Source organism: Cupriavidus sp. 01T418 (assembly GCF_056398885.1).
The window spans coordinates 14,059-27,946 of sequence record NZ_JBFTQG010000044.1 but is presented as its reverse complement, the minus strand read 5'-3'; the positions used below and the strand labels follow the sequence as shown (position 1 = coordinate 27,946).

The window sequence follows — 13,888 nt, the reverse complement described above, 5'->3', positions numbered from 1 at the left end:
GCGCCCGGCGCAAACGTGGCGCCAATGCAATAAAAGCTGTCAGGATTCGCCTGCCCATCCGACTCATGCCGGAGCCCAATCGTGCAGGCGGTCCCGGCAAGGGTGAGGCACGATTGGCGGATCGCTTACTACCCATGGCATGCAACGAGGAACAACGATGCTGATTCCCTCTCCCAAGTGGCTGCGCGGCGACGATATTGCCGCCAGCGAGATCACGCCGCGCGGTGTCTTCGAATCGCGCCGCCGGCTGATGGCCATGGCCGCCGTGGGCGCCGCCGGGAGCACGCTGGCCCCGTGGTTCGCGCGCGATGCGCTGGCCCAGGTCCCGCGCGGGCAGAAGCTGGCGGCCACGCCCAACAATGCCTATGTGGTGACGGAAAGGCGCACGCCCTACGAGGACGTCACCACGTACAACAACTACTACGAGTTCGGCACCGACAAGTCGGACCCCGCGCGCAACGCAGGTACGCTGCGCACGCGCCCATGGCAGGTTGCGGTCGAAGGCCTGGTGAAGAAGCCCAAGGTCTACGACATCGACGAACTCGTGCGCCTGATGCCGATGGAGGAGCGGGTCTATCGGCTGCGCTGCGTCGAAGGATGGTCGATGGTGATTCCCTGGAGCGGCTATTCCCTGGCGGAACTGATCCGCCGCGTCGAGCCGCAGCCCGGCGCCAGGTATGTGGAATTCGTCACGCTCAACGACAAGAAGCAGATGCCCGGCGTCAGCGCCCGCGTGCTGGACTGGCCCTACACCGAGGGCCTGCGCATGGACGAGGCTATGCATCCGCTGACCCTGCTGGCCTTCGGCCTCTACGGCGAGGTGCTGCCGAACCAGAATGGCGCGCCGGTGCGCCTGGTGGTGCCCTGGAAGTATGGCTTCAAGAGCGCCAAGTCCATCGTCAGGATCCGCTTTGTCGACAAGCAGCCCAGCACCAGCTGGAACCTGGCCGCCGCGCAGGAGTACGGGTTCTATTCCAACGTCAATCCGGGCGTGGACCATCCGCGCTGGAGCCAGGCCACGGAGCGCCGCATCGGCGAAGACAAGGGCAGTGGCTTCAGCGCGCTGTTCGCGCCCAAGCGCAAGACGCTGCCGTTCAACGGTTATGGCCAGCAGGTGGCGTCGTTGTACCAGGGCATGGACCTGAGGAAGTTCTTCTGATGTCGCCCCCGGATCTCAGCGCGCCGCGCGCGCCCGCCTCGCGCATGGCACGGCCGAGCGGGCAGCCAGGTCTTGCGACGCTCGCCCCGGAGCGCGTACGTGCGGTCAAGCTGGCCGTATGGCTGCTTGCCATGCTGCCGTTCCTGCGCTTGCTGTACCTTGGTTTTACGGACCAGTTCGGCGCCAATCCGCTGGAATTCGTGACACGCTCGACCGGCACCTGGACCCTGGTGATGCTGTGCGTCACGCTGGCAATCACGCCGCTGCGCCGTCTCACCGGCTGGAACTGGCTGATCCGCCTGCGGCGCATGCTGGGCCTGTTCGCCTTTTTCTACGGGCTGCAGCACTTCCTGCTGTGGCTTGGCGTGGACCGGGGTTTCGATGTTGCTTACATGGTCAAGGACATTGCCAAGCGGCCTTTCATCACGGTGGGCTTTGCTGCCTTCGTGCTGATGATTCCGCTGGCGGCAACCTCCGCCAATGCCATGGTCAAGCGCCTGGGCGGCAAGCGTTGGCAATGGCTGCACCGCTGCGTGTATGCCATCGCCGTGCTGGCCATCCTGCACTACTGGTGGCACAAGGCCGGCAAGCATGATTTCGGCACGGTCTCGATCTACGCCGCGGTGGTGTTCGGGCTGCTGGCGATGCGTGCCTGGTGGTGGTGGCGCAAGCCCGCGGTGCAGCCGGCGCGGTCCTGAAAAGGCGTCAAAGGCGGCGGGTGAGTTCGCTCACCCGAACAGGCCCGGAACGTGGCCGGGCCTGGCGGGAGTGGCTTAGCCTTGCAGCAGGCGCTCGTCGCGGAACAGGTCTTCCACGCGCTCGCGCCCGCGCACCAGGTGCACCCCGTCGCCGTCGACCATCACTTCGGCCGCGCGCGGGCGGGTGTTGTAGTTGGAGCTCATGACAAAGCCATAGGCGCCGGCCGACATCACGGCCAGCAGGTCGCCCGGCTCCACCGCCAGTGCGCGGTCGCGGCCGAGCCAGTCGCCGGATTCGCACACAGGACCGACCACATCGTAGGTCAGGGCGACCGCCTGCGCGGTGTCGCGCAACTGGACGGGCTCGATGCGGTGATAGGCCTCGTACATGGCAGGACGGGCCAGGTCGTTCATGGCCGCATCGACGATGCAGAAGTTCTTGGCGGCGCCCGGCTTGAGGAACTCGACCTGGGTCAGCAGTACGCCGGCGTTGCCCACCAGCGAGCGGCCCGGCTCGAACAGCACCTCGCGATGCCCATGGCCGCGCTCCGCCACGCGGTCCAGCAGCGTGCGGGCAAAGCCAGTGATGTCCGGCGGGGTTTCGTCGTCGTAGGTGATGCCAAGGCCACCGCCCACATCGATATGCTCAAGCTTGATGCCTTCGCGCTCCAGCGCCTCCACCACGTCGAGCACCTTGTCCAGCGCTTCCAGGTAGGGTGCGACCTCGGTGATCTGCGAACCGATATGGCAGTCGATGCCCGCCACTTCCAGATGGGGCAGCGCGGCGGCGGCACGGTAGGTGGGCAGCACGTCCTCGAACGCCACGCCGAACTTGTTGCCCTTCAGGCCGGTGGAGATATAGGGGTGCGTCTTGGCATCCACATCCGGGTTGATGCGCAGCGAGACGCGCGCGCGCTTGCCCAGCCGGCCGGCCACGGCGTTGAGGCGGTCCAGTTCGGGGATCGACTCGACATTGAATGACAGCACATCGTGCGTCAGCGCCAGTTCCATCTCGGCGGCGGTCTTGCCCACGCCGGAGAACACCACCTTGCGCGGATCGCCGCCCACTGCCAGCACGCGCTGCAGTTCGCCGCCGGAAACGATGTCGAAGCCGGCACCGAGCTGGGCGAATACCTGCAGCACGGCCAGGTTCGAGTTGGCCTTCATGGCGTACTGCACGCGCGCGCGGCGGCCCTGGCACGCCGCGGCGTAGGCCTGGTAGGCGGCAGTCAGCGCGGCGCGCGAATAGACATAGGTCGGGGTGCCGTATTCGGCGGCGATGCGGGCAAGCGGCACGTGCTCGACGGCGAGCGCGCCGTCGTGGCGATGGAAGAAGGCAGTCATGGTTATTTGGCGTTGGGGGTAGCGGCCGGCGTGGCGGACGCCGCTGCGGGCGCGGAGCCCGGGGTAGCCGCCGGAAGCGGGACGGACGGATTGGCAAGGCCGGGGTCCGGTACGTCCGGCTGTGCCGGTGCGGGAGGTTGCTTGGGCATCGTCAGCGGGCCGCGGATGCCGCATCCCGACAACAGGGGCATCGCAAGGCTGGCGGCAATCGCCGATACAATCGCAACACGACGCAACATCGGGTCGTCCTTAAAGAGTGTCCAGAGTCGTCCCGGACCGTTTCGGGTCGTTTTGGGTCGTTTTGGGTCGTTTCCCAAGCGGGGCGGCGGGATCAACGGAAATACGAAATATTTGTTCAATTCGCCACCGGCCGAATGCTGCGGAATGCCGCAAATCGCGCTGGCCGGCGGCCTTGGAGTTTAGCATGCCCCCCATGAGTGAAAGTGAGTTCCTGGCGCTGGCCCAGCAAGAGCTGGACCGGCTGGAAAGCGCGGTGGAAACCGCTGCCGACGCAGCCGATGCCGATATCGAGATCAACCGTGCCGGCAACCTCATCGAGCTCGAGTTCGAGGACGGTTCCAAGATCATCGTCAACAGCCAGGCGCCAATGCAGGAGCTGTGGGTGGCCGCGCGCTCTGGAGGATTCCATTTCCGCCACGATGGCCAGCGCTGGATCGATACGCGCGGCGGCGGCGAGCTGTACGCGGCACTGTCCAGCTATGTGAGCCAGCAGGCCGGCGTGTCCCTGACGCTGGCCTGAGCGCCGCGCCCAGGCACGAAAAAGCCGGCACGAAGGCCGGCTATTCATGGGCGGGAAATCTGGCCGGAGGGGTCTCAGCCGCCGCCGCCGAACATCTCCAGGATGCGCTTCTTCTCGGCCTCGGCATCGGCCTGCGACGGCGCGCTCTCGTCCGGCTTGCCCGGCCACGGATCGCCCAGGCCGACCGAAGCCACGCCCGCGCCGCCGGCGTTCTCCTCGAAGGCCCAGTCGCCGCCCACCATGATCACGCCTTCGGGGGGCTGGCGCTCTGGAATTTCCGGCACGCCCTTGAGCATCTTGCCCATGTAGCCCACCCAGATCGGCAGCGCGAGGCCACCGCCGGTCTCGCGTACGCCCAGGCTCTTGGGCTGGTCGTAGCCCATCCAGGCGATCGCCACCAGCTTCGGCGTATAGCCGGCGAACCAGGCGTCGACAGCGTCGTTGGTAGTGCCGGTCTTGCCGGCCAGGTCGTTGCGGCCCAGGCGCTGCTTGGCGCTGTTCGCGGTGCCGCTGCGTACCACCTCACGCAGCATCGAGTCGGCGATAAAGGCGGTGCGGGTATCGAGCACGCGCACCGCATCCTCGCCGGCGCGCTGTGGCCTGGTTTCGGAGATCACGTTGCCGCGCGCGTCGACCACCTTCTGGATCAGGTAGGGGTTGACGCGGAAGCCGCCGTTGGCGAACACCGAGTAGGCGCCGGCCATCTGCAGCGGGGTGACGCTGCCTGCGCCCAGCGCCATCGGCAGGTAAGCCGGGTGCTTGTCGGCGTCGAAGCCAAAGCGCGTGATGTAGTCCTGGGCGTACTGGGTGCCGATGGCGCGCAGGATGCGCACCGACACCAGGTTCTTGGACTTGGCCAGCGCGCGGCGCATGGACATCGGGCCTTCGAACTTGCCGTCGTAGTTCTTCGGCTCCCACACCTGGCCGCCGTTGTCGCTGATCGAGATCGGCGCGTCATTGATCACGGTGGCGGGCGAGAAGCCTTTTTCCAGTGCCGCCGAGTAGATGAACGGCTTGAAGCTCGAACCCGGCTGGCGCCAGGCTTGCGTCACATGGTTGAACTTGTTGCGGTTGAAGTCGAAGCCGCCGACCATCGAGCGGATCTCGCCGTCTTCCGGGTTGAGCGAGATAAAGGCCGCGGATACCTCGGGCAACTGCGTGACCGTCCACGCGCCTTTCTCGTCCTGCGTTACGCGGATGATCGCGCCCGGCCGGATCCTGGCCTTGGGTTGCGCGTTGGCCGCCAGCGACGGCGCGATAAAGCGCAGCGCCTGGCCTTCGATGGTGGCGACTTCGCCCGACAGCAGCGTGGCCTGCACCTGCCTGGCGGACACGCTGGTGACCACGGCCGAACGCAGGTCGTCGCTGCCGGGGTGTTCCAGCAGCGCGTCGTCGATGGCCTGCTCGCGCTCGTCCGCGTTGGCGGGCAGGTCGATAAACGCTTCGGGGCCGCGGTAGCCGTGGCGGCGTTCGTAATTCATGATGCCCGAGCGCACCGCCTCATAGGCGGCGTCCTGGTCGGTCTTGTTGAGCGTGGTGTAGACCGTCAGGCCGCGGGTGTAGGTCTCTTCGCGATATTGCGCATACATCAGCTGGCGCACGATCTCGGCAACGTACTCGGCGTGGGTGGAGAATTCATTGCCTTCGCCGCGCACCTTCAGTTCTTCGTGCAGGGCCTGGTCGTATTGCTCGGGGGTCAGGTAGCGCAGGTCGCGCATGCGCTGCAGGATGTATTCCTGGCGCACCTTGGCGCGCTTGGGGTTGACCACCGGGTTATAAGCCGAGGGCGCCTTGGGCAGGCCGGCCAGCATGGCAGCCTCGGCCGGCGTCACGTCCTTGATCGACTTGCCGAAATACACCCGCGCCGCGCTGGCGAAGCCATAGGCGCGCTGGCCCAGGTAGATCTGGTTCATATACAGCTCGAGGATCTGGTCCTTCGAGAGATTGGCCTCGATCTTGTAGGCCAGCAGCATTTCATACAGCTTGCGGGTGTAGGTCTTCTCGCTCGAGAGGAAGAAGTTGCGCGCAACCTGCATGGTGATGGTGGATGCACCCTGCGACAGGCCGCCGCGCAGGTTGGCCAGCCCCGCGCGCAGCACGCCGACGAAGTCGACGCCGCCGTGTTCATAGAAGCGGTCGTCCTCGATGGCCAGCACCGCCTTCTTCATCACGTCCGGGATCTGGGTGATCGGCACGAAATTGCGCCGTTCCTCGCCGAACTCCCCAATCAGCACGCTATCGGCGGTGTAGATCCGCAATGGAATCTTTGGCCGGTAGTCGGTGATGGTGTCCAGCGATGGCAGGTTGGGCGCGGCCACCAGCAGCGCGTATCCCACCAGCAGCGCCACCGCCACGATGCCGGCCACCAGCAAGCCCAGGGCCCAAAAGGTCAGCCGCATCCAGATCGGACGTCGGGCAGGCAGGGCAGGCTTCTGTTGTGCTGTGACCATAAGGGGAATACCTAGTAAGCGGTGCCGGGATTATATCTCCCGGGATCCGCTGTTCCCGGCGCGTTGTGGCGCGCACGTCGCTATCGCGCTGTTACAAGATGTAATGAGATTGAGATCTGCATGAAACGAAAAGATGGGCGGGGCGCGGGGATGAGGGTCACCGTGGGATTTTGGCAACGCTTTGTGAGGGGCTTGCATTAAAAGCAATCGTGGTCAGACCGGCACATTGCCAGCGCCCGAATTTTTGGTGAGAATCCACCAACCAAAAGAGCAAAACGTTTCATCCAAGAAACAATAGAGACTCGCCAATTTAGAGCAATCAAGCCAAGGCGAGTTCAACGGGTTCAACGGTCAGGGGGTCACCTTGCGGCGAGCGTTCTTGTCGGGGTTGTTGCGCCGTACGACAGTCGGCGTTGACATCGGGTCGTCCAGCGTCAAGGTAGTCGAGCTGTCCGTGGGCAGCGGCAAGAACGACTATCGGCTGGAAAAATGCGCCAGCGAACTGCTGGACCGCAATGCCGTTGCCGATGGCAACGTGGTCAATATCGAAGCGGTGGGCATCGCCCTCAAGCGTGCGCTCGGCAAGGCCGGGATTCGCGCCAAGGAGGTCGTGCTGGGGGTGCCGTCGATGCTGACCGAATCGCAGACCGTCAGCCTGCCGGACAACCTGTCCGAGGACGAGTTGTACATCCAGGTGGAATCCGAGGCGCATCGCCTCTATCCGCCATCGCAGGCCGTCAATTTCGACTTTTCCGTGATCGGCCCCAGCGAAACCGAGGGCGGTATCGGCGTGCGCGTTACCGCCGCCAACAGCGATCGTGTGCAGGAGCGGGTCACCGCCGCCGAAATGGCAGGGCTGAAGCCGCACGTGATGGACGTCGAGGAATACGCGGTACAGCGCTCCGTGGTGCAGATGCTGGGCGTATCGGCCGATATCAGTGCCACCGACGCGAAAGAGTTGCCCGTGGTGGCCGTGATCCATCTCGGCGGCAGCCGCTCCAAGGCCATCTTCTACCAAGGCTGGAAAGAACTCTACGAGCAGCCGCTCAACAGCTACGGCGACCAGCTGACCCAGAGCGCCGCGCGCATGTTCACGCTGGACGCGCTCAAGGCGGAGATCAAGAAGCGCAAGAACACCTTGCCGGAAGCCTGGCGCGCCCAGTTGCTCGGCCCCTCCCTGGAGGCGCTGGCGGTGGAGGTGCAGGGGGCGGTGCGCAACTTCCTGTCTGCGTCGAGTATCGGCCGGGTCGACGAGCTCCTGCTCTCGGGCGGCCATGCCTCGCTGGTCGGCGTGCAAGCCGCGATCGAGCAGCAGACCGAGATCACTACCACGCTGGCCAACCCGTTCGCAAACATGATGACAGCCGGCAAGGTCAACGAGCGCTATCTGCAGCGTGACCTGCCGGCCTACATCGTGAGCGCCGGGCTTGCGCTGCGCGGCCTGCAGTAAGCCAGCGAGGGAAGCCGAATGTCCATCAACACGATCCCGACAGTCAATCTGCTGCCTTACCACGAAGCCCGCAAGGCATCGCGGCGCAAAAAGGTCTACACGATATTGGGCGGGGCGGCAGGCGCCGGCGCGCTGGTGGTGCTGCTGGGTGGCATGTACATCGATCACCGCATCGATGCCGTTGCCGGCCTGAACCAGGTGCTCACCGCCGAGAACAACCGCCTGGACCTGCAGATCCGCGAGGTCAATACGCTGCGCAAGGACATCGAAGGCCTGCTGCAGCGGCAAAAGGCCATCGAAGGCTTGCAGAACGAGCGCAACCGTCCAGTGCAATTGCTGGAGGAACTGGTGCGGCAGGTGCCCGAGGGGGTCTACCTGACCACCCTGAAGCAAACCGGCGACTCCTTCAGCGTGAGCGGTATCGCGCAGTCGAATGAGCGCGTGTCCGAGCTGCTGCGCAACCTCGGCGCGGTGCAGTGGCTGGACAAGGCCGAGCTGGTCGAATCCAAGGCGGTGATGATGACGAACAACCTGCGCGAGCAGCGGCGCCTGTTCGATTTCTCGATGCGTTTCGCCTACCGCGCCCCCGAGTTGCCGGAGGACGGCAAGAAGGGCAGGGGCCCCGCGGCCGCGAGCGCCGCAGTTGGCGGGAAGGGCTGACCATGGCACGCGATATCGAAATCTCGATGGCCACGCTGCATGACCTCGGCGCGCAGTTCCGTGGCCTCAACCTGAATGAGCCCGAAACCTGGCCAACCGCCCCGCGCGTGCTGTTCTCCGTGCTGGCGGCAGTGCTGGTGCTGCTGCTGGGCTGGCAGTTTTACTGGGGCGGAAAGCTCGATGAGCTCGATCGCAAGCATGCCGAGCAGGAGAGCCTGAAGCAGTCCTACCAGAGCAAGGTAGCGCAGGTCGCCAACCTGGACGCGCTGCGCAAGCAGAAGGCGGAAGTAGGGCAGCGCGTGGCGCTGGTCGAGCGCCAGCTGCCCAACAAGACCGAGATGGATGCACTGCTGGCCGACGTCAATCACGCCGGCGTGGCGCGCGGCCTGCAGTTCGAATTGTTCAAGCCGCAGGCCGCCGTGATCAAGCCCTACTTCGCCGAGATCCCGATTAACCTGAAAGTCACCGGGCGCTACCACGACGTGGCGCAGTTCAACTCCGACGTGGCGTCGCTGTCCCGCATCGTGTCGATGCAGGGAATGCAGTTCGCCAATGGCAAGGACGGCGGACTGACGATGGAGGCCGTGGCGATGGCCTATCGCACGCTCGATCCCGAAGAGCAGGCGGCACAGCGCAAGGCGGAAGCCGCGGCGACCAAAACGGCTGCGGGAGCGAAGACATGATGCCGGCGATCCAGCCCTCGACCCTGCGCGCATGCGCTTGCGCACTGATTGGCGCCGCGTTGCTGGCGGCCTGCGGGGCCAGCGAGGAAGACGGCCTGCGCCAGTGGATGGCGCAAGCCCAGGCCGCCAAGGTGCCGCCGCCCGCCCCGTTGCCCGAGCCCAAGCCCTATGCGCCGCGCGAGTATGCGGCGCGCAACGGGCCCGAGCCGTTTGCCCAGAACAAGATCGGCGACCTCAACCGGGTCCTGTCGGAATCGCCGGAGTCGGGCCGGCAGCGCGAGCCGCTGGAAGATTACCCGCTGGAAAACTTCAAGATGCTGGGCTCGATGAACAAGCGTGGCGAGACCTACGGCGTTGTGCAGGTTGATAACAAGATCCACCACGTCAGGGTGGGTCAGCATCTCGGCCAGAACTACGGCCGGGTGGTCCGCATCAGCGATCAGGAGATCGTGTTGCGCGAATTGGTCCGGGAAGGGGTAGCCGAGTGGAAAGAAAAAATCACCAGCCTGAAGCTGGAGGGGGCCGCATGATCATGGGTCGCTGGTACCGCGCGCTTGCTGGCGCCGCGGTGATGATGCTGGTTTTGGGCGCGCCGGCTGCGCAGGCGCAATCGACAACGGGCAACACGGTCAAGCGCGTGGATGCCACCACGGTGGGCGAGCAGACCGTCTTCACGGTCGAGTTGCAGGGGCCGCCAACGCAGAAGCCGGCCGACTTCACCACGCAGAACCCGCCCAAGCTCGCCATCGATTTCCTCGATACCGGCTTTGCGGCCGGGCGGGCCCAATACGACTTCGGCGGCAAGCTGCTCAAGGGCGCCAATGTGATGCAGATCGGCGACCGCACCCGCGTGGTCCTCGACCTGACCCGCGTGGCCAGCTATCGCACCGAAGTGCGCGGCAACCTGTTCGTGGCGACGCTCGACAACGTCGCCCAGACTCCACGGGCGGCGGTGCCGACGTTCGCCCCAGGCCCGGCGCAAGCGCAGCTGGCGTCGGCGCGCCAGGCGACCGTGCGCAATATCGACTTCCGCCGCGGCCAGGATGGCGCGGGCCGGATTGTGGTGGACCTGTCCTCGCGTGAGTCCGCCATCAATATCGCGCAGCAGGGCCAGAACGTGGTGGTCGATTTCCTCAATACGTCATTGCCCGACGGCCTGCGCCGACGCTATGACGTCACCGACTTCGGCACCCCGGTACAGGGCATGCGGGCCAGCGAGAACAACGGCACCACCCGCCTCTCCATCGAGCCGCGCGGCAACTGGGAGTACAGCTCCTACCAGACCGATACGCAGTTCGTGGTGGAGGTGCGCCCGGTGAAGGAAGATCCGGCCAAGCTGATCAGCGGCACGGGCTACCGTGGCGACCGGCTTTCGCTGAACTTCCAGAACATCGATATCCGCTCGCTGCTGCAGGTGTTTGCCGACTTCACCAACCTCAACATCATCACCAGCGAATCCGTGCAGGGCAACCTGACGCTGCGCCTGAAGGATGTGCCGTGGGACCAGGCGCTGCAGATCGTGCTCGACGCCAAGGGCCTGGCCTCGCGCCGCAACGGCAATGTGCTGCTGGTTGCGCCCAAGGCCGAGCTGGCCACCAAGGAAAAACTCGAACTCGAATCGCAGCAGCAGATCAATGACCTCGAACCGATCCGCAGCCAGGTGTTCCAGCTCAACTACCAGCGCGCCGAGGATGTGCGGCGCATGCTGCTCGGCCTCGCGGCAACCGGTGGCGTTGGCGGTGCCGGCGGCGCGGGTGCGATGGGCAGCGTGGGTGCGTCGCTCGGCGGTGTGGGTGGCGCGGGCGGCCTGGCTGGCAGCAATACGCGCATGCTGTCCAAGCGCGGCTCGCTGACTGCCGATCCGCGTACCAACCAGCTGTTCGTCTCCGATATCGCGACCAAGCTGGAGGAGGTGCAGAACTTCCTTGGCAAGATCGACATCGCGGTGCGCCAGGTCATCATCGAGGCACGCATCGTCGAGGCCAATGACACCTTCAGTCGCAACCTGGGCGTCAGGCTGGGCTTTGCCTCCAAGACGGCCGGCGCCGGCTACGGCAACAACTACGGCAATGTCACCAGCCCGATCACGAATCCCATCTCGCAGGCCGGTACCTGGGACAACAGCCCGGCACTGAGCCTGCCGGCCGCGGCGATCAACGGCGTCAACCCGGGCTCGGTCGCGGTCAGCCTGTTCAGCAACACTGCCGGGCGTTTCCTGGCGCTGGAGCTGTCGGCGCTGGAAGCGGACGGGCGCGGCAAGATCATCTCCAGCCCGCGTGTGGTCACCGCCAACAATATCAAGGCGCTGATCGAGCAAGGCACGGAACTGCCTTACCAGGCCGCCACTTCCAGTGGCGCCACCTCGGTGCAGTTCCGCAAGGCCAACCTGAAGCTGGAAGTGACGCCTCAGATTACGCCGGAGGGCAATGTGCTGCTGGACGTCGACGTCAACAAGGACAGCGTCGGCATCCAGACCACTTCGGGCTTTGCCATCGATACCAAGCATGTGCAGACGCAAGTACTGGTCGAGAATGGCGGCACCGTGGTGATCGGCGGCATTTACAGCCAGACCGAGTCCACTAATGTGAACAAGGTGCCCCTGCTGGGCGATATCCCGATACTCGGCAATTTCTTCAAGGATAACGCCAAGATCAATAACCGGACCGAGTTGCTGGTGTTCCTGACGCCACGCGTGCTCAACGATAACGTGTCGCTGAAATAGCCCCGGCCGCGCCGAATGCAGTAGACTGACAGGCCGCATCGATCCGATGCGGCTTTTTTATTGCCCAGGCGGGCGAGTTGGGCGAGGGCGCATGGCAGGCATGCAGGGCGGGTCGCGAGGCGGGTTGCCTTGTGCCGATTGCGCCGCGCCACTTGCCCGGAACGTCCCAACATAAGAAGATGACGCAGTTTTCTACCGCGAGGGCCGGCCAGAGACCCGGCTTCCGCCCGACACGCCAGTGACATTCACCCGCCCGAACCTTTTCTTTGTTGGCCTGATGGGTGCCGGCAAGACCACCGTCGGTCGCACTGTGGCCCGGCGCCTGAATTACCTGTTCTTCGATTCGGACCACGAACTCGAGGCACGTTGCGGCGTGCGTATCCCGATCATCTTCGAGCATGAGGGGGAAGCCGGTTTCCGGGACCGCGAGGCACTGATGATCGACGAGCTGACCCAGCGGCACGGCATTGTGCTGGCAACCGGCGGCGGCGCGGTGCTGCGGCCCGAGAATCGCGCCCACCTGAAGGCCCGCGGCACCGTGGTCTATCTGCGTGCCAGCCCGCACGACCTGTGGCTGCGCACCAGGCACGACCGCAATCGCCCGCTGCTGCAGACCGAAGACCCCAAGGGACGGCTGGAGGCGCTCTATGGCGAGCGCGACCCGCTCTACCGCGAGGTGGCGGACTTCATCATTGAAACCGGCAAGCCTTCGGTGGCGCAGCTTGCTAATATGGTGTTGATGCAACTTGAGATGGCCGGTTTCACCGTTGCCGCCGAAGAGCCTGAAGAACCCCAAGAGGAAGATGGCGAGTGCGCGGAGAATCTCCCGGCGCAGGACCTGAATCACAATGATCACCCTTGAAGTCAGCCTTGGGGAGCGCAGCTACCCCATTCATATCGGTACCGGCCTGCTCGACCAGGTCGAATTGTTCCGCCCCCATGTACGCGGTCAGCATGCCGTCATCGTCACCAATGAGACCGTTGGGCCGCTTTACTCCGCCCGGGTCCAGGCCACGCTGGCAGCCCTTGGCAAGACCGTGCGCACCGTTACCCTGCCCGACGGCGAAGCCTTCAAGCAGTGGGAGACGCTCAACCTGATCTTCGACGCGCTGCTGAGCGCGGGCGCCGATCGCAAGACCACGCTGATCGCCCTGGGCGGCGGTGTGGTGGGCGATATGACCGGGTTTGCCGCGGCCTGCTATATGCGTGGCGTGCCATTCGTGCAGGTGCCCACCACCTTGCTGGCCCAGGTGGATTCCTCGGTGGGCGGCAAGACCGGCATCAACCACCCGCTGGGCAAGAACATGATCGGCGCCTTCCACCAGCCCAATGCGGTGATCGCCGACATCGACACGTTGCGCACGCTGCCGCCGCGGGAACTGGCGGCCGGCATGGCCGAGGTGATCAAGCACGGCGCGATTGCCGATGCCGAGTATTTCGGCTGGATCGAGCGCAACATCCGTGCGCTTAACGCTTGCGACCCCGACACCATGACGCTGGCGGTGCAGCGTTCCTGCGAGATCAAGGCCGCCGTGGTGGCCCAGGACGAGCGCGAGGGCGGCCTGCGCGCCATTCTCAATTTCGGCCACACGTTCGGGCATGCCATCGAGGCCGGCATGGGCTACGGCGAGTGGCTGCACGGCGAGGCCGTGGGCTGCGGCATGGTGATGGCGGCGGACCTGTCGCATCGCCTGGGTTTCATCGATACCGAAACGCGCGCGCGCGTGGTGCAGCTCACGCGCGCCGCCATGCTGCCAGTGGTGGCTCCCGAACTCGGCACCGACCGCTACATCGAACTGATGAAAGTGGACAAGAAAGCCGAGGCCGGCAGCGTCAAGTTCATCCTGCTCAGGAAGCTGGGCGAAGCCTTCATCACCACCGTGCCGGATCCTGACCTGCGCGCGACCTTGCAGCACGCGGTGGTCAGGCCGCCTACCGAGGCGCCGGTCGCCTGACGCGATC

The 13,888-nt window shown here is 65.2% G+C and carries 12 protein-coding genes and 1 pseudogene; 10 read left to right on the top strand and 3 right to left on the bottom strand.

Features of this window, described 5'->3' with window-relative positions; genetic code table 11:
* Window positions 1-157: 157 nt before the first annotated feature.
* Together msrP and msrQ are read left to right on the top strand one after the other, a co-directional pair.
* A complete protein-coding gene (gene msrP / locus AC1DQ3_RS29195) occupies window positions 158-1,159 on the top strand; it encodes a protein-methionine-sulfoxide reductase catalytic subunit MsrP (protein ID WP_477123626.1) in 1,002 nt (333 codons plus the stop codon).
* Between the two features lie 44 nt (window positions 1,160-1,203).
* Window positions 1,204-1,857, top strand: coding sequence for a protein-methionine-sulfoxide reductase heme-binding subunit MsrQ (gene msrQ, locus AC1DQ3_RS29190; protein ID WP_477123648.1), 654 nt, complete (start codon window positions 1,204-1,206; stop codon window positions 1,855-1,857).
* Between the two features lie 75 nt (window positions 1,858-1,932).
* Here msrQ and lysA read toward each other — a convergent pair whose 3' ends face one another.
* Both lysA and AC1DQ3_RS29180 read right to left on the bottom strand, forming a co-directional pair.
* Window positions 1,933-3,375, bottom strand: a complete 1,443-nt coding sequence (gene lysA, locus AC1DQ3_RS29185) for a diaminopimelate decarboxylase (protein ID WP_477123625.1) — start codon at window positions 3,373-3,375, stop codon at window positions 1,933-1,935.
* Window positions 3,376-3,380: 5 nt separating this feature from the next.
* Window positions 3,381-3,440, bottom strand: a pseudogene (locus AC1DQ3_RS29180) (hypothetical protein); the annotation flags it as partial.
* A 185-nt stretch (window positions 3,441-3,625) separates the two neighbouring features.
* On the opposite strand from AC1DQ3_RS29180, the gene cyaY reads away from it, so the two are divergent.
* Window positions 3,626-3,961, top strand: coding sequence for an iron donor protein CyaY (cyaY, locus tag AC1DQ3_RS29175; protein WP_477123624.1), 336 nt, complete (start codon window positions 3,626-3,628; stop codon window positions 3,959-3,961).
* Between the two features lie 74 nt (window positions 3,962-4,035).
* On the opposite strand, the gene AC1DQ3_RS29170 is transcribed toward cyaY, so the two are convergent.
* Entirely contained in the window at window positions 4,036-6,411 is a 2,376-nt protein-coding gene (locus AC1DQ3_RS29170; RefSeq protein ID WP_477123623.1) for a penicillin-binding protein 1A, read from the bottom strand.
* Between the two features lie 379 nt (window positions 6,412-6,790).
* On the opposite strand from AC1DQ3_RS29170, the gene pilM reads away from it, so the two are divergent.
* From pilM to aroB, 7 genes are all read left to right on the top strand, one after another.
* The gene (pilM, locus tag AC1DQ3_RS29165; RefSeq protein WP_477123622.1) at window positions 6,791-7,861 is read left to right on the top strand and encodes a type IV pilus assembly protein PilM; all 1,071 of its coding nucleotides are present in this window, start codon (window positions 6,791-6,793) and stop codon (window positions 7,859-7,861) included.
* A gap of 18 nt (window positions 7,862-7,879) precedes the next feature.
* The gene (locus AC1DQ3_RS29160; protein WP_477123621.1) at window positions 7,880-8,521 is read left to right on the top strand and encodes a PilN domain-containing protein; all 642 of its coding nucleotides are present in this window, start codon (window positions 7,880-7,882) and stop codon (window positions 8,519-8,521) included.
* Between the two features lie 2 nt (window positions 8,522-8,523).
* Window positions 8,524-9,204, top strand: coding sequence for a type IV pilus inner membrane component PilO (locus tag AC1DQ3_RS29155; protein ID WP_477123620.1), 681 nt, complete (start codon window positions 8,524-8,526; stop codon window positions 9,202-9,204).
* On the top strand, window positions 9,204-9,734 hold the full coding sequence (locus AC1DQ3_RS29150) for a pilus assembly protein PilP (protein ID WP_477123647.1): 531 nt from the start codon (window positions 9,204-9,206) through the stop codon (window positions 9,732-9,734). Before AC1DQ3_RS29155 ends, AC1DQ3_RS29150 begins: the two co-directional genes overlap by 1 nt.
* Window positions 9,731-11,926, top strand: coding sequence for a type IV pilus secretin PilQ (locus tag AC1DQ3_RS29145; RefSeq protein WP_477123619.1), 2,196 nt, complete (start codon window positions 9,731-9,733; stop codon window positions 11,924-11,926). Before AC1DQ3_RS29150 ends, AC1DQ3_RS29145 begins: the two co-directional genes overlap by 4 nt.
* Before the next feature lie 277 nt (window positions 11,927-12,203).
* The gene (locus tag AC1DQ3_RS29140) at window positions 12,204-12,788 is read left to right on the top strand and encodes a shikimate kinase (protein WP_477123646.1); all 585 of its coding nucleotides are present in this window, start codon (window positions 12,204-12,206) and stop codon (window positions 12,786-12,788) included.
* Window positions 12,775-13,881 (top strand): 3-dehydroquinate synthase, encoded by a 1,107-nt coding sequence (gene aroB / locus AC1DQ3_RS29135; RefSeq protein WP_477123618.1) that lies wholly within the window; start codon window positions 12,775-12,777, stop codon window positions 13,879-13,881. The genes AC1DQ3_RS29140 and aroB overlap by 14 nt, the downstream gene beginning before the upstream one ends.
* The last annotated feature ends 7 nt before the right edge of the window (window positions 13,882-13,888 follow it).

Bases quoted from the DNA above. Each gene is read 5' to 3' on its own strand.
- msrP (WP_477123626.1), top strand. From the start codon at position 158: ATGCTGATTCCCTCTCCCAAGTGGCTGCGCGGCGACGATATTGCCGCC.
- msrQ (WP_477123648.1), top strand. From the start codon at position 1,204: ATGGCACGGCCGAGCGGGCAGCCAGGTCTTGCGACGCTCGCCCCGGAG.
- lysA (WP_477123625.1), bottom strand. From the start codon at position 3,375: ATGCGGCATCCGCGGCCCGCTGACGATGCCCAAGCAACCTCCCGCACC.
- cyaY (WP_477123624.1), top strand. From the start codon at position 3,626: ATGCCCCCCATGAGTGAAAGTGAGTTCCTGGCGCTGGCCCAGCAAGAG.
- AC1DQ3_RS29170 (WP_477123623.1), bottom strand. From the start codon at position 6,411: ATGGTCACAGCACAACAGAAGCCTGCCCTGCCTGCCCGACGTCCGATC.
- AC1DQ3_RS29160 (WP_477123621.1), top strand. From the start codon at position 7,880: ATGTCCATCAACACGATCCCGACAGTCAATCTGCTGCCTTACCACGAA.
- AC1DQ3_RS29155 (WP_477123620.1), top strand. From the start codon at position 8,524: ATGGCACGCGATATCGAAATCTCGATGGCCACGCTGCATGACCTCGGC.
- AC1DQ3_RS29150 (WP_477123647.1), top strand. From the start codon at position 9,204: ATGCCGGCGATCCAGCCCTCGACCCTGCGCGCATGCGCTTGCGCACTG.
- AC1DQ3_RS29145 (WP_477123619.1), top strand. From the start codon at position 9,731: ATGATCATGGGTCGCTGGTACCGCGCGCTTGCTGGCGCCGCGGTGATG.
- AC1DQ3_RS29140 (WP_477123646.1), top strand. From the start codon at position 12,204: ATGGGTGCCGGCAAGACCACCGTCGGTCGCACTGTGGCCCGGCGCCTG.
- aroB (WP_477123618.1), top strand. From the start codon at position 12,775: ATGATCACCCTTGAAGTCAGCCTTGGGGAGCGCAGCTACCCCATTCAT.